This window comes from Ruminiclostridium sufflavum DSM 19573 (genome assembly GCF_003208175.1).
In the GTDB taxonomy this organism is placed as follows: Bacteria; Bacillota; Clostridia; order Acetivibrionales; family DSM-1351; genus Ruminiclostridium; species Ruminiclostridium sufflavum.
Window position 1 is genome coordinate 1 of record NZ_QKMR01000007.1, and the last position, 19,343, is coordinate 19,343.

At 37.9% G+C, this 19,343-nt stretch carries 20 protein-coding genes; all 20 read right to left on the bottom strand.

Going from position 1 to position 19,343, the window contains the following annotated elements; all coding sequences use genetic code 11:
• Positions 1-502 precede the first annotated feature (502 nt).
• Positions 503-925 (bottom strand): ATP-binding protein, encoded by a 423-nt coding sequence (locus tag LY28_RS07165; protein WP_110461506.1) that lies wholly within the window; start codon positions 923-925, stop codon positions 503-505.
• A 67-nt stretch (positions 926-992) separates the two neighbouring features.
• Entirely contained in the window at positions 993-1,739 is a 747-nt protein-coding gene (locus LY28_RS07170; protein ID WP_110461507.1) for a SigB/SigF/SigG family RNA polymerase sigma factor, read from the bottom strand.
• 3 nt (positions 1,740-1,742) lie between these two features.
• Positions 1,743-2,129, bottom strand: coding sequence for an ATP-binding protein (locus LY28_RS07175; protein WP_110461508.1), 387 nt, complete (start codon positions 2,127-2,129; stop codon positions 1,743-1,745).
• 81 nt (positions 2,130-2,210) lie between these two features.
• On the bottom strand, positions 2,211-2,531 hold the full coding sequence (locus tag LY28_RS07180) for an STAS domain-containing protein (protein ID WP_110461509.1): 321 nt from the start codon (positions 2,529-2,531) through the stop codon (positions 2,211-2,213).
• 27 nt (positions 2,532-2,558) lie between these two features.
• On the bottom strand, positions 2,559-3,470 hold the full coding sequence (locus LY28_RS07185) for a hypothetical protein (protein WP_110461510.1): 912 nt from the start codon (positions 3,468-3,470) through the stop codon (positions 2,559-2,561).
• An 88-nt stretch (positions 3,471-3,558) separates the two neighbouring features.
• Complete coding sequence (gene lysS, locus LY28_RS07190; protein WP_110461511.1) at positions 3,559-5,061, bottom strand: lysine--tRNA ligase; 1,503 nt, start codon at positions 5,059-5,061, stop codon at positions 3,559-3,561.
• A gap of 224 nt (positions 5,062-5,285) precedes the next feature.
• Entirely contained in the window at positions 5,286-5,762 is a 477-nt protein-coding gene (gene greA / locus LY28_RS07195) for a transcription elongation factor GreA (RefSeq protein ID WP_110461512.1), read from the bottom strand.
• A 321-nt stretch (positions 5,763-6,083) separates the two neighbouring features.
• Positions 6,084-7,589, bottom strand: coding sequence for an IMP dehydrogenase (locus LY28_RS07200; protein WP_110461513.1), 1,506 nt, complete (start codon positions 7,587-7,589; stop codon positions 6,084-6,086).
• A 117-nt stretch (positions 7,590-7,706) separates the two neighbouring features.
• Positions 7,707-8,210, bottom strand: a complete 504-nt coding sequence (locus tag LY28_RS07205; RefSeq protein WP_110461514.1) for a DUF6106 family protein — start codon at positions 8,208-8,210, stop codon at positions 7,707-7,709.
• A 313-nt stretch (positions 8,211-8,523) separates the two neighbouring features.
• Positions 8,524-10,158: a chaperonin GroEL gene (gene groL, locus LY28_RS07210; protein ID WP_110461515.1), complete on the bottom strand. Its 1,635-nt coding sequence runs from the start codon at positions 10,156-10,158 to the stop codon at positions 8,524-8,526.
• 21 nt (positions 10,159-10,179) lie between these two features.
• Positions 10,180-10,464 (bottom strand): co-chaperone GroES, encoded by a 285-nt coding sequence (gene groES, locus LY28_RS07215; protein ID WP_110461516.1) that lies wholly within the window; start codon positions 10,462-10,464, stop codon positions 10,180-10,182.
• Between the two features lie 198 nt (positions 10,465-10,662).
• Positions 10,663-12,099, bottom strand: coding sequence for a tetratricopeptide repeat protein (locus tag LY28_RS07220; protein WP_110461517.1), 1,437 nt, complete (start codon positions 12,097-12,099; stop codon positions 10,663-10,665).
• A complete protein-coding gene (hisIE, locus tag LY28_RS07225) occupies positions 12,099-12,746 on the bottom strand; it encodes a bifunctional phosphoribosyl-AMP cyclohydrolase/phosphoribosyl-ATP diphosphatase HisIE (RefSeq protein ID WP_110461518.1) in 648 nt (215 codons plus the stop codon). Before hisIE ends, LY28_RS07220 begins: the two co-directional genes overlap by 1 nt.
• 113 nt (positions 12,747-12,859) lie before the next feature.
• On the bottom strand, positions 12,860-13,621 hold the full coding sequence (hisF, locus tag LY28_RS07230; RefSeq protein WP_110461519.1) for an imidazole glycerol phosphate synthase subunit HisF: 762 nt from the start codon (positions 13,619-13,621) through the stop codon (positions 12,860-12,862).
• Between the two features lie 4 nt (positions 13,622-13,625).
• Positions 13,626-14,342 carry a 1-(5-phosphoribosyl)-5-[(5-phosphoribosylamino)methylideneamino]imidazole-4-carboxamide isomerase gene (hisA, locus tag LY28_RS07235; RefSeq protein WP_110461659.1) on the bottom strand — a complete coding sequence of 239 codons (717 nt, stop codon included), beginning with the start codon at positions 14,340-14,342 and terminating at the stop codon, positions 13,626-13,628.
• Between the two features lie 105 nt (positions 14,343-14,447).
• A complete protein-coding gene (gene hisH / locus LY28_RS07240) occupies positions 14,448-15,056 on the bottom strand; it encodes an imidazole glycerol phosphate synthase subunit HisH (protein ID WP_110461520.1) in 609 nt (202 codons plus the stop codon).
• Between the two features lie 59 nt (positions 15,057-15,115).
• Positions 15,116-16,000 carry a phosphoribosylaminoimidazolesuccinocarboxamide synthase gene (locus tag LY28_RS07245; RefSeq protein ID WP_110461521.1) on the bottom strand — a complete coding sequence of 295 codons (885 nt, stop codon included), beginning with the start codon at positions 15,998-16,000 and terminating at the stop codon, positions 15,116-15,118.
• Between the two features lie 165 nt (positions 16,001-16,165).
• Positions 16,166-16,750 carry an imidazoleglycerol-phosphate dehydratase HisB gene (gene hisB, locus LY28_RS07250; protein ID WP_110461522.1) on the bottom strand — a complete coding sequence of 195 codons (585 nt, stop codon included), beginning with the start codon at positions 16,748-16,750 and terminating at the stop codon, positions 16,166-16,168.
• 63 nt (positions 16,751-16,813) lie between these two features.
• Positions 16,814-17,890, bottom strand: coding sequence for a histidinol-phosphate transaminase (gene hisC / locus LY28_RS07255; protein ID WP_110461660.1), 1,077 nt, complete (start codon positions 17,888-17,890; stop codon positions 16,814-16,816).
• 129 nt (positions 17,891-18,019) lie between these two features.
• Entirely contained in the window at positions 18,020-19,324 is a 1,305-nt protein-coding gene (gene hisD / locus LY28_RS07260; protein WP_110461523.1) for a histidinol dehydrogenase, read from the bottom strand.
• Between the last annotated feature and the right edge of the window lie 19 nt (positions 19,325-19,343).

Sequence of the window (19,343 nt, forward strand, 5' to 3'; positions counted from 1 at the left end):
TTATTAGCTCATTAAAATTGCTGACTTTTATTTCTAGTTCTTGTTTCCAAAAACCAGGTTGTAAAGTTCGCAAGTTACTCAATTTTTAAAATCTACTCGTGGATTTTAATCTACTTTATAGATTTTGGAATTTTTCGAGTTCCTTTACATGGTCTTTCATTTGAAAGACTTGTCACTGTTTACTTTTCAAAGTCCAATCCTTTAAAGCGTTCTTACGTCTGCTTTTGAAGGTGTTTGCCGTTGCTTGTCGCAAGCAGCTTAATTATAATACCACATCATTTTCTAGGTGTCAATACTTTTTAAAACTTAATTTCAATCAATTTAAATCTGTATTACACCTAAATGACGACGGCTTGTATATATTAACACAATGGCGTTTTTATTGTCAAGAATATTTACCCTATTAAATTATGATTTTTGGCAATTATTTAGAATTACACTCTTATTATTAAGGAGTTCTAAGGGATTCTTCATTTTTCTACACTATTCTGAAGCTTAATATTTATTGAAGATATTTTAAAACAGATACCTTATTCCCGCATTTGTTGAATTTAATTCTATTACACAGACTATCGACTATTACCAGACCTCTGCCATGCTCACATAATAACTTATTCGCTTCCTCCAAATAATCCGCTTTAGAGTATCCTTTTATTTCGGGGTCAAATCCACGGCCTTCATCCTTTACACTTAAATACAAATAATCATGCCTTAACACCTTAAAAGTAACAAATGCAACCTTCCCGCATTCACATTTATTACCGTGACAAAAAGCATTAGTTATCAGTTCATTAAGTACTACTCTAATTTCGAAAACAATTTCATCACTCATTATATGCTCTGACATAATATCACAAAGCATTAAATCTATTGTACCTGATAGGGCTTTTACATCTTGCTTAATGGTATAAGTAACGGCTTTCACAACTACACCTACCTATTTTAGAATAGTATTATTAATACCCCGTATTACAGAGTATAAACACACAGAATTAAAGTAACGTCCTGAATTTATCAAGAATTTTCTTTTCCATCCTTGATACATACATTTGTGAAACCCCAAACTTTTCAGCAATCTGTTTTTGTGTTAAATTCTGAATATACCTCAGCGTGATAAACTCCCGTTCTATTTCACTGAACATATCTAATGTTTTATTAATAAAATCCCTGTTTTCTATCTTCTCATATGTTTTTTCATCATATCCCAACGTATCCCCGAACTCGGAATCATTATCCTGATATACACTTTGTTCAAGGGATTTTATTATTGTTGAATTGCCTGCTTCAATCATTTCAAGAACCATTTCCACGCTTACTCCCATATATGCAGCTATTTCATCTGCTCTCGGAATCCTTCCGTATCGCTGTGTCAGTTCATCTCTTGCTTTATTAAGACCTTGTCTGGCTTCGTATAATCTCCTGGGAATTTTTATTGTCGCGCTTTTATCCCTAAAAAACCTCTTTATTTCACCAAGAATTGTGGGCGTTGCAAAGCTCACAAATTTAACTCCCTTTTCAAGGCTGAACCTGTCTACCGCTTTAATCAATGCAAGACATGCAACCTGATATATGTCCTCAAACTCCACACCTCTATTTATAAATTTCCTTGATAAGTATTCGGCAAGATTTAAGTATTTAGAGACAATATCATTTCTGTATTTAATATTATTAGTATCGGCATACAGCGCAAACAATTCTTCATCGCTCATAATCTCAGTGCTTCCATTAATTTGCTCCATAGATTACTCTCCAATCCTTTTAGTCATAACTATGGAATGATTCTCATTGCAAAGCTCCACAGAGTCCATCAAAGCCTTCATTATATAAAGGCCGTATTCATTTTCAAGTGTCTCCTTAAAACATCCTAAGTCCTTATTTTCCCCGACAAAAATTATTTCCAATTTATCTTTGAAAATTTCAAAGGATATCTTGTACTGTAACAGTTCATTTCCTGCTCTGGATAATATAATATTACACACCTCAGATACCGCAACCTTTATGTCCTCTACCTCATCAATATTAAATCCTATTCTGTTTGCAACACTTGATGCAGTCAATCTGGCAGTACTGACAAATTCACTTTTTGTTGGCAGTACTAATGTCACATTATCAGAAGAAACATTATTCATATGCCCTCTCCTCTTTTTTTCGATTATTTTAAAAATAGGTACACATTATTGTGTACCCACTTTTATATATCTGCAAACCTTTTATTCCTTAATTTTAAATAATTTGTCCAAACCGGTAATAACAAATAGCTTTTTAATATTATCTTTCAAATTGCAAATATAGATATCATTATTATTCTTACGTATCTCCTTAAGTGCGCCAACAAGGATTCCTAGCCCCGTACTGTCAATATATGCTAATTCTTTGCAATCAATAATAATATCACCCTGACAAGAGCTAATTACCTCATTCAATTCGTCTTTTAAAGACTGCGAAGTATAAATATCAATTTCTCCTGAAAGAGTTATCTGAGTGTCTTTGCCTATTGCCCCCTTGACAACTTTTAGTACACTGCTTTCCATGCTATTCCCCCCTTTAGCTTTCAATTGTTATTTAGTAAATAGTTTTACAAGCTTTAATATTAAATCTAATTTTTCTGCGTCTGATCTTATAACCAATATCTTTTCAGGTCCTACAACATCTATATCCTTGAAAAAATCACTGTCTGTTATGTCTATACCATATAGCTTCGGTTCTTCATCTCTATACTTAATGACCTTTCTTTCTTTCTGATCAAGCTTGGGATCCTCCCACTCTTCAACAGCTCTGGTCTTTAAATAGTTGCTTTTGGAAGCATCAATGCCTAAATCCTTTGCAATATCTTCAAGGGGCATGAATACTCCATCATCTGCATAGTTGTCATATGCAAATTTGTTCAGAATATACAAATCAGTATCAGATGCAGATAACAGCACCATTATTTTAGATACATTCGCATACTCCTGGGGATCTGCATAGCTATCGGTATATGTGGCAGAATCAAATGCTATCTCTTTAATTTCAGGCACATTCTCCTTAATTTTTTCTCCAAGCACATCAAATCCAGATGAATTTATCTCACCAATCATACCTAGCCTGATATCAGGTTCTACCCTATAAACAAAAGATTTGACAGACATTCCTATAATTATTAAGACAATGATGCTTATTAATATATGAAATTTGTAGTAATGAAAAAAGTTATCTGCCTTTTTTCTGTCTATACCAACCTTTTTATAAGCCTTATCCATAAAAGTGTCTTTTTTCTCAACCTCAGGCTCATCAATCTCATATCCCATTAAAATTCTAAATGCATCAGTACTTTTTTGAAAATTCTCCTCCGAGGTTTCCTCAAGCTTGCCTTCCGACTTAAGCTGCTGATACTTCTTCATAATAATATCATACTTTGTCTCAATATCATATCTTGATGAGTCTTCAGTAACTCCCAATATTTCCATGGACTCTTTTATTGTATATTTCAATTTAACCCTCCGTCCCAAATGAGCAGCGGCAAATTTTTCATCGGCTCATAGTCAGATGCTTTTCCCCGCTGGAATTAAGCCTTCAAAGCTATTCTTTCGGCTTCATTGTAGGGAATAATAAGACATCTCTGATAGAAGCGGTATCTGTCAAAAGTATGACCAATCTATCAACACCTATCCCCAAGCCACCTGTCGGAGGCATTCCATACTCCAAAGCCGTAACATAATCCTCATCCATCATGTTTGCTTCGTCATCACCGGCATCTCTCTTTTTAACCTGACTAATAAACCTTTCTTTTTGATCAATAGGATCATTCAGCTCTGAATACGCATTTCCCATTTCACGTCCGGTAATAAACAGCTCAAAACGCTCTGTAAGTTCCGGGCAATCGGGTTTTCTTTTTGTAAGAGGGGATACTTCCACCGGATAATCATAAATAAAGGTTGGCTGAATTAAATTACTTTCAACAAATTCCTCAAACATTAGATTCAATATCTCTCCGCGTGTCATACCGTCCTTTACAAATACTTTTTTTGCCTCCGCTGCTGCTTTTGCTTCCGCATCGGTTTTTATGCCATCAAAGTCAACATCTGCATACTTCCTGACCGATTCAATCATTGTAAGTCTTTCCCATGATGGAGTTAAATCTATGTCCTGCCCTTGGTACACTATTTTAGTCGTTCCCAAAGTTTCCTGTGCAACTGTTGATATAAGAGCTTCTGTAAGATCCATCATTCCCTTGTAGTCATTATAAGCCTCGTAAACCTCCATAAGTGTAAATTCAGGATTGTGTTTGACGGACATTCCCTCGTTTCTGAACATCCTGCCCATCTCATATACCTTTTCCATACCGCCTACAATGAGTCTCTTCAAATAGAGCTCAGGTGCAATTCTCAGATACAAGTCTATATCCAAAGTATTATGATGTGTAATAAACGGCCTTGCGGTAGCTCCACCCGGTATAGTATTCAGAAGCGGAGTGTCAACCTCCGTAAATCCTCTGTCATCAAGAAATTTTCTGATAGCTTTTATAATTTTGCTTCTAAGTATGAAAGTATTTTTCACCTCGGGGTTTACTATCAGGTCAACATACCTCTGCCTGTACCGTAAATCGGTATCTTTTAAACCGTGCCATTTTTCGGGCAACGGCTGCAGAGATTTTGACAATAGAATTATTTCTTTTACTTTTATAGATATCTCACCTTTATGAGTTTTGAATATTTCTCCCTTAACACCGACTATATCACCGATATCATACTTCTTAAAAAGCTCATAGCTATCCTCTCCGATTTCATCCTTCCTGACATAGAGCTGTATTTTTCCGTCTCTGTCCTGTAAATCACAGAAGCCGGCTTTACCCATTCCTCTCTTTGACATCAGCCTTCCGGCTACGGAAGTACCCTGCCCCTCCAACGATTCAAAGCTGTCAACAATATACTTTGTTGAATGCATTACATCATATTTAACTATTTTGAACGGGTCAATATTTTTTTCCTGCAAATCCTTCAGTTTTGCACGTCTAACCTTAAGTATTTCGCTTAAATCTTCTTCTGCCATCATTTCATTAGCCTGCAACTTTTCTTCTGACATTTATATCCTCCACAAATTCTAAATCAATAGTTTAGTATTATATTTTTATACTAATTTAAATAACAATAAGAGTATACTCTTTTGGTCAAATCTATATAAACCGTTACAAATCTTACTTATATAAACTAGTATTATAAAAAACAGTCTACATCGTAAATGTAAACTGTTATGATAATTATATATTAATTCTGCTTCAAGTAGCAACATTTGTATACAATATTTTTCTACTTGGATATTTCAAGAATTTTAAATCTCATTGTTCCATCCGGAACCTGTACCTCAACGATGTCATCCTTTTTATGTCCCATCAATGCCGCACCTACGGGAGATTCGTTTGATATTTTAGACTTAAGAGGATTAGCTTCCGTAGAGCCAACAATATGATATACAACTTCTTCATCAAACTCCATATCATAAATCTTTACCTTAGACCCTAAGCTGACAGCATCAGTGTTGACATCATCCTCATCTATTACACGTGCATGCTTCAGCATAGACTCAAGCTGAATAATTCTGCCCTCCATTTGTGCCTGCTCATTTTTAGCTTCATCATACTCAGAATTTTCAGATATATCACCAAATGAAAGTGCCTGCTTAATTCTTTCTGCAACTTCCTTTCTTTTTGTGCCTCTAAGAAATTCTAATTCCTCTTCTAATTTTTTCAAGCCCTCGTATGTTAATACCACTTCTTTTGCTGACATTCGAAGCCCTCTCCTTTACTGATAATTTTTTCTGCTAACCCTATCATAACTAAAAAAACACTTACATCTAATATACTTACATATGCTTTATTATGCTTTTATATAATACCTGTATAGCATCTTTAGAAAAAATTTATTAAGCCTTAGGTCAGCTTGCTTTGCTAACTTATTATAAATTACATATATACTAATGTCAAGAAGCACAATCCATTTTTTAACATATATATATAATTATGTCTAAGCATTGCTTATAACAGAATATGCCGTATCGTATTTTTTATACCCAATACATCATAAAAATATTAATTATTTATTAAGATATCAAGATGAAGATAACTCATTTTCCTTCAGTATTACATCATGAGCTCCGCCTTCTTTTATACTGGTTGCAGATACAAGCGTCAATCTGGCTTTTTGCTGTAGCTCAGAAATTGACAAGGCTCCGCAATTGCACATCGTGGACTTTACTTTATAAATTGTAGTATCAAGATTATCCTTGAGCTTTCCGGCATACGGAACATAAGAGTCTACACCCTCTTCAAAGCCAAGCTTGCTGTCACCGCCCATATCATATCTCTGCCAATTTCTTGCACGATTAGAGCCTTCGCCCCAATACTCTTTAACAAAGTTCCCGCCAACCTTTATTTTTCTTGTGGGGCTTTCATCAAATCTCGCAAAATATCTTCCAAGCATTACAAAATCCGCTCCCATTGCAAGTGCAAGTACAATATGGTAATCGTGTACTATTCCGCCATCGGAGCATATAGGAATATAAATACCCGTTTCCTTTAAATATTCATCTCTCGCTGCTGAAACCTCTGCAAGTGAAGAAGCCTGTCCTCTGCCAATACCCTTCTGCTCTCTTGTTATACATATAGAGCCTCCGCCTATGCCCACCTTTATAAAATCAGCACCTGCATTTGCCAGATATCTGAAGCCTTCTCTTTCTACAACGTTGCCTGCTCCAACCTTAACTCTTCCATTGTAGGTGTCCTTTATCCATTTAATTGTTTCCGCCTGCCATTCACTATATCCGTCTGATGAATCAATACAGACTAAATCAACGCCCGCATCAACTAATGCGGCAACTCTTTCCTTATAGTCCCTTGTGTTTATACCCGCACCGACGACAAGACGCTTCTGGCTGTCCAGCAATTCATTCGGGTTTTCCTTATGACTGTCATAGTCTTTTCTGAATACCAGATATACAAGTCTGTCGTTATTGTCTATAATCGGAAGACAATTCAGCTTGTGCTCCCAAATCATATCATTTGCTTCTTTCAAGGATATGCCTTCATGGGCATAGATAAGCTGTGAAAATGGTGTCATAAACTCACATACCTTTTCATCTAAAGATGCTCTGCTCAATCTATAGTCTCTGCTTGTAACAAGCCCCAGCAATTTCCCGTTCGGTGTTCCATCCTCGGTAATTACTATAGTAGAGTGCCCTGTTCTTTCCTTTATATTTACAACATCCCTGAGTGTATTATCAGGACCCAAATTGCTGTCACTGGCAACAAAACCCGCCTTGTATTTTTTTACCTTACGAACCATTTCAGCTTGATTCTGAATGCTCTGTGAGCCAAAAACAAATGAAATTCCTCCGCATTTTGCCAATCCGATTGCCATATTTGAATCTGAAACAGATTGCATAATTGCAGATGCAACAGGTATATTCAGCTCAAGTTCCGGCTTCTCACCGACCTTATGCTTTACAACCGGAGTTCTCAGCGCAACATTGTTCGGCATGCATTCCTTAGTAGTTAAGTTTGGTACTAAAAGATATTCACTGAATGTTCTTGACGGTTCACTATAAAAATACGCCATTTTTTATCCTCCCTTAAATGTGTGAAACTAAAAACTTATAAAATCTCTATTGACGCAATTATTATTCAAAAAGCAAAGAACTAATGTCCTTTGCTTAAATGCAGAATGTACTTAAAATCACTCAAATACCTTAAGTGGAATATATTTTTTGAATGATTCTACCATTTTAGCATGTGGTTCAAAAAAAACAAGACTCTTCTTGCCGTCTTTGATAAAAGAAATAAAATATACATCTGATGAATCCATTGAAGAAACAGCCACCACCCGGTCTTTAGTATTCTGATTGTTATAATCATACTTTCCGCTGGTTAATTTTGCAATCATCTCAAAGTCTTTGCAGGATCCGCTGAATATTCTCTTTCTCTTTCTCTGTGCAATTATAATATCAATATCCAAATCCCCGTTTGTAACAATATACTCATATTCTATATTTCTGTTCCTTATCAGCATATAAGCTATATAACCTATACCAACAACGAACAAAGGTGCAAATGAGCTGAGGAATCTAAAAGAAAGTATAATCAGCATTAATAATACTGCCAGTAATATAACCCCGGCGATTATGGTATAATCTGCAATAGTTTTCTTTTTCTTTACTATTTTTTCCAAAAATATATCCAATGTATATCCCCTCCTATTACTTCTGGCTATTAACGGCGGAGGCATGACCTTCCTTGCTGCAGCTCCATCCATAATATTTCAATTTAATTTCCACAAATTAAATCTTGCTATAAATAATAATAAATAAATTGAATAATATCAAGTACTAATGCCAAGAAATAAAAAAATTTATATATATGTATATTATAAAGAATTCTATCATTAATAATCATTTTTTTCAAATTTTTATTAGGATTAAGAAAGCCAACACCTTTATCTGACTATAAACAAATAGAGGATGGCTGTTTCAGCCACCCTCCGTAAAAGCTTATTCTTAATACATGCCACCCATTCCGCCCGGCATTCCGCCTCCTGGCATTGCCGGTGCTTCAGGCTCAGGCTTGTCAGTAACAAGACTCTCTGTAGTAAGTACCATTGCAGCAATAGAAGCCGCATTTTGCAGAGCGGATCTTGTAACCTTGGCAGGATCTACTATACCGCTTTCAATCATATTGATATATTTCTCATTTAATGCATCAAATCCGATACCCTTAACACTTGCCTTAATTTTGTCAACTATTACCGAACCTTCAAGTCCTGCATTAGCTGCTATTTGCCTTACAGGCTCTTCCAAAGCTCTGAGTATGATCTGAACACCTGTCTTTTCATCTCCTGCTTCTGTTTCAGCCAATTTTGCAACCTCAGGTAATACATTCAGCAATACTGTACCGCCGCCGGCTACTATACCTTCTTCAACAGCAGCTCTTGTTGCAGCAAGCGCATCTTCAATTCTTAACTTCTTTTCCTTCATTTCAACTTCAGTTGCAGCTCCAACCTGTATAACAGCAACACCGCCTGAAAGCTTTGCAAGTCTCTCCTGCAGCTTTTCTCTGTCAAAATCAGATGTAGTATCCTCAATCTGAGTTTTGATTGAATTAATTCTATTTTTAATATCGTCCTGACTGCCTGCTCCGTCAACAATAATAGTGTTTTCCTTCTGAATTATAACCTGTCTTGCTTTACCAAGCTGAGCAACTGTAGCTTCCTTTAAGTCAAGACCTAATTCTTCGGTAATTACTTCACCGCCTGTTAATACTGCGATATCCTGAAGCATTGCTTTTCTTCTGTCGCCAAATCCGGGAGCCTTTACAGCCACGCATGTAAATGTTCCTCTCAGCTTATTAAGTACGAGAGTAGCCAAAGCTTCGCCCTCAACATCTTCAGCAATAATAAGGAGCTTCTTTCCCTGCTGAACTATCTGTTCAAGAATTGGAAGAACATCCTGAATGTTTGTAATTTTCTTATCGGTAATAAGAATATATGGATCATCCAATACTGCTTCAAGCTTATCAGTATCAGTAACCATATACGCTGACAAATACCCTCTGTCAAACTGCATGCCTTCAACTACCTCGAGGCTGGTTCCCATTGTTTTTGATTCTTCAACAGTTATAACACCGTCATTTGTCACTTTTTCCATTGCATCTGCAATAAGGCTTCCTATAACCTCATCATTTGCAGAAATAGTTGCAACTCTTGCAATGTCTTCTTTCCCCTTAATTTTCTGGCTGTTTGCCTTTATTCCTGCAACAGCTACATCAACAGCTTTCTGCAGACCTTTCTTTAAAATCATTGGATTAGCACCCGCAGCAACATTCTTCATACCTTCTCTTATAATTGCCTGTGCAAGAAGAGTCGCTGTTGTAGTACCGTCACCGGCTACATCATTTGTTTTTGTAGCGACCTCTTTTACCAATTGAGCGCCCATATTTTCAAATTTATCTTCAAGCTCAATCTCTTTAGCTATAGTAACTCCATCATTAGTGATTAAGGGTGAGCCAAATTTCTTATCCAAAACTACATTTCTGCCTTTTGGTCCAAGTGTAACCTTTACTGTATCAGCTAATTGATTAACACCTTTTTCAAGTGCGCGCCTAGCATCTTCACCAAACTTTATATCTTTTGCCATTTTTCAATGCCTCCTATAAAATTATTCGACAACAGCAAGAATATCTCCCTGCTTTAGTATAGTATATTCCTCACCGTCAAGCTTTACTTCGGTTCCTGAATATTTGCTTGTAAGCACTTTGTCTCCGACTTTCACTTCCATTTTTACTTCTTTTCCATCAACAACAGTACCGGGGCCAACAGCTACAACCTCAGCCACCTGTGGCTTTTCCTTTGCGCTTCCTGGTAATACTATTCCGCTTTTAGTAGTTTCTTCACACTCAAGCATCTTAATAACTACTTTATCACCTAATGGTTTTATTTTCATTGTTTTACCTCCTTATTTTATCTGTTAGCACTCACCATCGCCGAGTGCTAATTACTATGATATTATAATATCTATTGAACTAAATATTTTCAAATATTCTATACCTATAAAAATAGCTATATTTTGGAATTAATTTAAATTACAATAGTTATTTACGGCTTTTTCTTCAATTTGCTTTCAATTTTGAATAACTATTCTTTATAAAATAAATTTATTGTGAAAATTCAATTTTAAAGCCTGTAAGGCTCTATTAAATGTTATCAATGAAATGTTATATTTTTTAATTAAATCTTCCTTTTCACATTCAATGTAATATAGCTTGCAATAATTGTACTCAAGTGCCGCAGAATATGCTTCAACGCTGTTAGAAGTGATATCAACAGGCTCATCGGCATTTTTCAGGCAGTCACTCAACAAACATATTATTTCCTTTCTATAATATTTAATATACATTATTTCCCTGTGCCTTACCGCACATTCTATTATAGGCATATACCTTTTACTTAGTTTTTGTTTAGGCTTTTGTATCTGAACATACAATTCCTTATATCTTTCAGGGTCATACATTGGATTAGCTGCTTCCTCACATATTTTAAAGACCTTGCAGTATTCATCGGCAGCATTTAATCCTCCGACCGAAGAATTAAGGCCTGTGCAGCTTTTAACATATTCCATCCATGCCATAAGTTCAGCATTATCTTTGCCTGAAGCTTCTAATATGCTGAAAATCTCATTAAACTTTTCGATGTCATAATTTATTGCATACCCCAATAATAAAGCAGCAAAAATGAGCTTATCGGAATATTGGGCTATATACATTTCTAAAAGCAAAATAAGCTCATCAACTCTGTCAAAAATTATTAGGGTAGCTGCTGCACAAAGAAGATCCTCTCTGCTGTCTATTTCCCCCAATGTCATTGTGTCCAGAAATTTCCGAACTCGGCTGTGCTTTCCCGAATGAGACAGCACATACAGGCATAGGCAATGTGCCCATACATTATATTTATCAATAATTCTGACAGTCATGCCGATATACTGTGCACGTTCGTAATTCTGCTGCTCCAGTAAGGACAAGGTAAGCAAATTCCTCGCATCTACGTTAAAAGGATACAGGCTTACCGATTTGCACAGCTCTCTTGTGGCATTATTCAGCTTTTCTTCCTGAATATATTTTTGTGCATATCTTAAACTGGCATTTGACCATTTATGAAACTGCGTACCTTGTGAATTATCTCCGTAAAGCTTTAAATAAAAAATCATCTCTGCTACTTCTTCACAAAATTCTCCATCCTTGTCAAAGTGGAGATACTTTTCGAAATATTCCGCAGCCTTTTCAGTTTCACCAAGCTCAAAGGAGTTGCAGCCAAGACCAAAATAGCACTCAAACATTGTCGGATCATAGTTTAAAAGTATGTCGTTGAATATCTTGTTTGCTTCTTTTGGCCTCTGCATTTCCGACAAAAAACAAGCAATATTAAATTTGTATTCACAATTATCCGGTTCAAGCTCCACCGCTTTATACAAGTTTTTAAACGCATCATTCAAATTGTTTTTATCCGCACAGCGCAAGCCTTTGCAAAAATAAAATTCCGGATTATTCCTATATTCATCTATACTTAGTAAATTATTTTTCACTATCTTCTTCCTTTTAGCTCACCATATATATCTTCCAGAGTAAGACCTCTTTCAACTAATAACACCAATAAATGATACATTAAATCCGATACTTCATATCTGATTTCATCCTTTGATTTATTCTTAGCTGCAATAATTACCTCAGCTGCTTCTTCTCCTACCTTTTTCAATATTTTATCAAGCCCTTTTGTAAACAGGTAGTTTGTATATGAGCCCTCTTTAGGATGTACGGTTCTGTCAACAATAACGTTATAAACCTCCTGCAGTATTTCTGAGGTAGGCTTTTCCTCATCGACTATTTCCAGCTTTTCTTCCCACTTTTCGTTTATCATTGTTCTGTAAAAGCAAGTTCTGCTTCCGGTGTGACAAGCCGCATCTATCTGCTCTGCTTCAATGAGTATAGTATCTCCGTCACAATCCAGCTTAATGGTTTTTACATTCTGGAAATGCCCGGAGGTTTCCCCCTTTAGCCAGAGCTTATTGCGGCTCCTGCTAAAGTAATGAACCTTTCCTGTTTCTAATGTTTTATCAAAAGCTTCTTCATTCATATAAGCCACCATTAAAACATCTTTTGTTTTATAGTCCTGTGTAACTACAGGAATAAGTCCCTTTTCATCAAACTTTAATGCATCTTTTAAATTATTCATTTTAGTATCCCTCCATACTTATATAACTTAAATAAAAGCGATATAACTATTTTAATGTTTTTTGCATGCGTAAAATTTCAATGCTTTTAAAGGATAGTGCAGCCTAGAATAACTTATATTCTGGTTTCAATCCCATTATTACTTAAATATTGCTTCAAATCCCGTATTTCCATTTCCCTGAAATGAAAAAGCGATGCAGCAAGCACAGCATCAGCCTTTCCTTCAAGCAACGCAGCCTTGAAGTGCTCCATTGTTCCCGCTCCTCCAGATGCGATTACAGGTATCTTGACATTCTCAGATATTGTTCTTGTAAGCTCAACATCATAGCCGTCCTTAGTCCCATCCTTGTCCATGCTGGTTAAAAGTATCTCACCTGCGCCCAGCTTTTCTGCCTCTGCAGCCCACTCAACAGCATCCCTGCCGGTGTTGATTCTTCCGCCGTTCAGGTATGTGTCCCAGCCCGAGTTGTCCTGCCTCCTCTTGGCATCAATCGCCAGCACCACACACTGGCTGCCAAACTTCCATGCAGCCTCGGATATGAGCTCCGGTCTTTTAAGGGCGGCAGAATTGACTCCTACCTTGTCGGCTCCGGCTTTAAGAATCTCCCTGAAATCTTCGGCTGTCCTTATTCCGCCTCCTACCGTAAATGGTATAAATACCTGTTCCGCCACACGCCTGACTACATCAAGCATTATAGACCTTGCATCTGAAGACGCCGTTATATCAAGGAATGTGAGTTCATCTGCTCCGGCCTTGTCATAAAAGGCTGCTGCTTCAACCGGATCTCCGGCATCAATTATATTTACAAATTGTACACCCTTTACAACTCTGCCTGCATGTACATCCAAGCATGGAATAATCCTTTTTGTAAGCATTTTTTTACTCCTTTAATGATTCTATCGCTTCTTTCAAATCAATATTTCCCGTATACAATGCCTTCCCGACAATAACACCGCTCACTCCGGTGCATTTCAGGTTTGTTATGTCTTTCAGGCAGCTTACTCCGCCTGAGGCAATTACGTCTATTCCCACCGAGCTTGCCATTTCACTCATTGCCTCAAGATTTGGACCTTTTAACATTCCGTCTCTTGCTATATCAGTGTAAATGATTGTTTTTACGCCTAAAGCCTCTATCTTTCTCGCAAAATCCACAGCTGTAAAATCACTCGTCTTCTCCCAGCCATGAATGGCCACCATTCCATCTTTTGCATCAATGCCTGCAACTATTCTTTCTTTATATTCCTTAATAGCCAGCTTCAGCATTTCAGGATCATTAACGGCAGATGTCCCTAAAATCACTCTGTTAACGCCACTTGAAATGATTCCTTCAATAGTATCAAGGCTTCTGATTCCTCCGCCCAATTGAACAGGTATAGTCAGCTTACCGGCTATTTGTCTGATAAGCTCTCCGTTTTCCGAACTGCCTGATCTGGCACCGTCTAAATCAACCAAATGCAAAAATTGTGCACCCAAGCCTTCCCATTTCATTGCCATTTCCAGAGGACTGTCTCCGAATATTGTAACATCACTGTAGCTGCCCTGCTGCAGCCTGACACATTTACCGTTTATTATATCAATTGCAGGATAAATAATCATTTTATTCAAGGCTAACCTCCATGAATATGTTCAAGTTCCTTATCCAGCTAAAGGTTTATTTTTAGATACTATATGGACAAGGTTTTTACTTTCAGCTTTAAAGCCTTACAGGCTTGCAAAATTTCTAAGTATATTCAGTCCCACATCTCCGCTTTTTTCGGGATGAAACTGTGTTCCCATAATATTGTCTCTGCTGACAGCCGCATCAAATTTTATTCCGTAGCTGCAGGTTGCAGCAACATCAGAAGCCTCCTGTGCAGACAGACAATATGAATGAACAAAATAAACATAGCTGTTTTCTTTTATCCCTTTAAAAATACCGTCATTCTTCTTAATATCGAGGCTGTTCCAGCCCATATGCGGAACCTTCAGCCCCATGTCCAGAGGAAATTGGGTAACACCGCCCTTTAACAGTCCCAAGCCCTTCACTTTTTCTCCGCCCTCGGTACTGTAATCAAACAGCAGCTGCATTCCCAGACAAATGCCTAATAAGGGTGTCCCCTCAGCTGTAGCTTCATTTATGACAGGTATCATATTAAATTTTTCGAGACTTTCCATAGCATCGGCAAAAGCGCCTACTCCCGGCAGCACAATCTTATCGGCAGCCAGTATTTCACTGTAATCCGAAGTTATTACTGATTCGAATCCGATAAAACTCAATGCCTTATTTACACTGGCCAAATTACCGACGCCATAGTCAATTATAGCAATCATCCTAACCTCCACGCCCTCCAGAGCACAAAAATTTGCAAAAATTAATTGCTTGCATAAGCTTATTTAAACTTAACACCTGTTATTTTTTCATAAGCCTCTATATATTTTGCCTCGGTTTTCTTAATTACTTCTTCCGGAAGCTTCGGGGCCGGCGGCTGTTTGTCCCATGTCAGTGTCTCGAGGTATTCTCTCAGATACTGCTTGTCAAAGCTCTTCTGGGCTCTTCCCGGCTGGTATTCATCCATTGCCCAGAATCTTGAAGAATCAGGTGTGCAAACCTCATCACCCACAACCAGCTCACCATTTGACATACCAAACTCAAACTTTGTGTCTGCCAGTATCAGCCCCTTAGCTTCAGCATGTTTGCTGGCCTTCAGATATAACTTTATGCTGGCATCTTTCAGCTTATTTGCCATTTCAGTACCGACCTTATCGCATAGTCCCTCAAATGAAACATTTATGTCATGCCCTTCCGATTCTTTTGTGGAAGGAGTAAATATAGGCTCAGGAAGCTTGTCAGCCTGCTTCAATCCAGCCGGAAGCTTTATACCGCATATGCTTCCTGTCTCATTATACTCCTTTAGTCCCGAACCCTCCAGATATCCTCTGACTATACATTCGGCAGGAACCATATCTATTTTTTGTACAAGCATGGACCTTCCCTGAAGTTCCTCTTTAAAAGCCGATAATTCTTTTGGATACTTATTCACATCAGTAGTTATTACGTGGTTTCCTATAACATCCTTTGTATAATCAAACCAGAAAGCTGAAATGCTGTTCAGAACTATACCCTTGTCAGGAATCAGCTCGGAAAAGATAACATCAAAAGCTGATATTCTGTCTGTAACAACAATAAGCAGCTTATCTCCCAAATCATAAACATTTCTGACCTTACCCTTAATAAATAGTGGCAGTCTTATAAAATCTGTGTTGTTAATGAGCATATTTTACCTCCTCAATTTTGTTTGTCATAATATTTTTATCTATAAGCTTTCCCCGAATACACAGTAAACCAGAAAAACCCGCTCAAGCTGGAAAGCTCCGGCTTTGACAGGTATCACGGCAATTTGCCTACCGTCACGAGGCACAAAATCCAAGAAATCATTTTATCAGAGTATTCCTTTTGTAGACATAACTCCTACTATTCTTGTGTCAATTTTTGTTGCCTCATCCAGCGCTCTTCCAAAGGCTTTAAACATTGCTTCTATAATATGATGGCAGTTAGTTCCGTGAAGGAGCATTATGTGCAGTGTAATTCCCGCATTAAATGCAACAGCCCGGAAAAATTCCTCAACCAACTGGGTGTCCATTTGTCCGACCATTTGACGGGAAAAAGCGGCATCAAAAACAAGAAAAGGTCTGTCACTCAAATCCAGAGATACCTGAACAAGAGTTTCATCCATAGGCACAAATGCCGTACCATACCTTTTAATTGACTTTTTCTCACCCAGTGCCTGCCTAATGGCTAATCCTATTGCAATACCGGTATCTTCAACGGTATGATGTGCATCGACCTCCAAGTCTCCCTTAACGTCGATTTCCGCATCCATCAGTCCATGCTTTGTAAGCAAAACAAGCATATGGTCAAAAAAGCCTATACCTGTACTGGAATTGCAATCACCCTTGCCATCAAGATTAATTTTTATCTTTATTTGAGTCTCTTTAGTATTCCTGCTAACTAAACCTTCTCTCAAGAGTATTCCTCCATTCCGACAACATATCCCGAACTTTTTTTCATTTTTTCTATATAATGTTCGCTAATTATTATAACAGATAGTAGATAGTTCATCAAGAAAAATGGTATTTTGTTCATAAGTACCTACGCTAATCCTCATGCATCCGGCCAGCAAGGATGCATGACCAAAAGCTCTTACAAATATCCCTTTTTCGCATAGCCTTTTATAGACCTCACTGCAATTGTCAGCCTTTACAAGTATAAAGTTGGCATATGAATTATAGACCTCTATGCCCTTGATGCCAGCCAATTCTCCCTTCATCCTTTCTCTTTGAGCAATCAGATATGCAATGTTTTCCCTTATTTCCTCTTTTTCTGATAAAACCAGCTGGGCAGTATACTGGGATAATGAGCTTATATTATATGGAGGCCGTGCTAAATTAATTGCATCTGCAAGTTTCCTGCAGGATATGGAATATCCGCATCTTATTCCTGCCAAACCATATGCCTTTGAAAACGTCCTTAATACCAGCAGGTTTTCATACTCCTTGACATATGGAATTACCGTAACATCACAAAATTCCGCATAGGCTTCGTCAACTACAATAACAGAGTTGCGGCAATGTCTCGCCACCTCCATAATATCCTCTCTTGACATTATGTTTCCGGTAGGATTGTTTGGATTGCATATGTAAATTATTTTCGGCTGCTCCTTTTCATACCCTTCAATAATCGTTTCCTTTGAGTACTCAAATTTTTTATTTGGGTTAAGCAGGTATTGCACCGGTACTCCTCCTGCTATTACGCAGGAATCTCTATACATTCCGAATGAAGGCACAGGATAAATAACCTTGTCACCGGTTCCCACAAACACATTGCTGATTAACTGAATAAGCTGGTCTGAGCCGGTACCTGCTATTATTCCCTGCTCATCAGCATCCCAGTGCTCCGCTAGTGCCTGTCTCAGCTGAATTGAATCTGTATCTGGATACAAATTAAGCTGAGGATTTTCAAGTATGAAAGCCGACAGCTTCTCTCTTACTTTCAAAGGAAGATTAAAAGGACTCTCGTTTGCATCAAGTTTAATCTTATATGGCTGCTGGTTTGCATTATATGGTATAAAGGACCTTATTTCAGACCTAATTAGCTTTTCTATCATATCAACTATCATTCCTTTCGCTGTGCTCAAGGCACAAAAAGTGATGAACAACGTTTACTGCCCGAAAATGCACCATGTTTGCACGAACTCTATTTTCGAGCTTTTCGGGCTAACCTCCACGCCCATAAATTAATTCCTGAATCTGACCTTTATCGCATTCGCATGGGCATCCAGCAGCTCTGCCTCTGCAAACCTCATAATATTTCCGCTGGTTTTCTCAAGAGCCTGCCTGTTATAGTATATCAAACTGGATTTCTTTAAAAACTGATCTACATTCACAGGTGAAGAAAATCTCGCTGTTCCGCTTGTGGGAAGAACATGACTGGGGCCTGCCATATAATCTCCCAGAGGCTCCGGAGAATAGTTGCCGACAAATATGGCACCTGCGTTTTTTATAAGCCCCAGCATACTCATAGGCTCATTTATACATATTTCAAGATGCTCGGGCGCTATGTTATTTGACACCTCTATAGCCTGTTCAATATTTTCTACCAAAACCGCAAATCCAAATTCCTTCAAGGAGCTTTCGATTATAGCTTTTCTGCTTAATTCAGGAAGCTGTTTTTCAATCTCATCAGCTACCTTTTGCACGAAACCTTCATCATCAGTAATCATAACCGAGGATGCCAATTTATCATGCTCTGCCTGAGAAAGGAGGTCTGCCGCAACATATTCCGGTCTTGCAGTAGCATCTGCTATTACCAATATCTCACTCGGCCCTGCAAACATATCAATATCGCAATCCCCGAATATAAGCCTTTTTGCTGTTGATACATACACATTTCCGGGACCGCATATTTTATCCACCCTCGGTATGGACTCTGTTCCGTATGCCATTGCTGCAATAGCCTGAGCACCGCCTACTCTGTATACCTCATCAACTCCGGCTTCTCTCGCCGCAACCAGTATAGCAGGATTTACAGTTCCCTCCTTAGTCGGAGGAGTACACATGATTATATTTGAGACACCTGCCACCTTTGCCGGAACTGCCGTCATTAAAACTGATGAAATAAGAGGAGCCGTTCCTCCGGGAACATACAATCCCGCCTTCTCTATAGGGCGGACTAATTGCCCCAGCATGGTGCCGTCCTTATTGGGGCTGATCCAGCTGTTCTGCAGCTGTTTTTCATGAAAGCTCCAAATATTCTGTCTTGATATTCTGATAGTTTGCAAAAGCTCCGGTTCCACTGCGTTATACGCTGCATTTATTTCAGCCTCCGAAACTCTGATTTCTTTTATATCGGCATTATCAAACTTTTTGCTGTAATCCCGCAAGGCTTTATCTCCAAGACTTTTAACAGCATCTAATATTTCAGATACAGCACCTATAATATTTGCGCCATCATTGAATTTTGTTCTTTGAGTCAGCTTTTGATATAAAGCTTTGGCCGCCTCTTCATTATTATCCTTACGCAAGTCTACAATATTAAACATTTTTACCCCCTCACCAGCA

Bases quoted from the DNA above. Each gene is read 5' to 3' on its own strand.
- LY28_RS07170 (WP_110461507.1), bottom strand. From the start codon at position 1,739: ATGGAGCAAATTAATGGAAGCACTGAGATTATGAGCGATGAAGAATTG.
- LY28_RS07175 (WP_110461508.1), bottom strand. From the start codon at position 2,129: ATGAATAATGTTTCTTCTGATAATGTGACATTAGTACTGCCAACAAAA.
- LY28_RS07180 (WP_110461509.1), bottom strand. From the start codon at position 2,531: ATGGAAAGCAGTGTACTAAAAGTTGTCAAGGGGGCAATAGGCAAAGAC.
- lysS (WP_110461511.1), bottom strand. From the start codon at position 5,061: ATGTCAGAAGAAAAGTTGCAGGCTAATGAAATGATGGCAGAAGAAGAT.
- greA (WP_110461512.1), bottom strand. From the start codon at position 5,762: ATGTCAGCAAAAGAAGTGGTATTAACATACGAGGGCTTGAAAAAATTA.
- LY28_RS07200 (WP_110461513.1), bottom strand. From the start codon at position 7,589: ATGGCGTATTTTTATAGTGAACCGTCAAGAACATTCAGTGAATATCTT.
- groL (WP_110461515.1), bottom strand. From the start codon at position 10,158: ATGGCAAAAGATATAAAGTTTGGTGAAGATGCTAGGCGCGCACTTGAA.
- groES (WP_110461516.1), bottom strand. From the start codon at position 10,464: ATGAAAATAAAACCATTAGGTGATAAAGTAGTTATTAAGATGCTTGAG.
- hisIE (WP_110461518.1), bottom strand. From the start codon at position 12,746: ATGAATAATTTAAAAGATGCATTAAAGTTTGATGAAAAGGGACTTATT.
- hisF (WP_110461519.1), bottom strand. From the start codon at position 13,621: ATGCTTACAAAAAGGATTATTCCATGCTTGGATGTACATGCAGGCAGA.
- hisA (WP_110461659.1), bottom strand. From the start codon at position 14,342: ATGATTATTTATCCTGCAATTGATATAATAAACGGTAAATGTGTCAGG.
- hisH (WP_110461520.1), bottom strand. From the start codon at position 15,056: ATGATTGCTATAATTGACTATGGCGTCGGTAATTTGGCCAGTGTAAAT.
- LY28_RS07245 (WP_110461521.1), bottom strand. From the start codon at position 16,000: ATGCTCATTAACAACACAGATTTTATAAGACTGCCACTATTTATTAAG.
- hisC (WP_110461660.1), bottom strand. From the start codon at position 17,890: ATGATAGAAAAGCTAATTAGGTCTGAAATAAGGTCCTTTATACCATAT.
- hisD (WP_110461523.1), bottom strand. From the start codon at position 19,324: ATGTTTAATATTGTAGACTTGCGTAAGGATAATAATGAAGAGGCGGCC.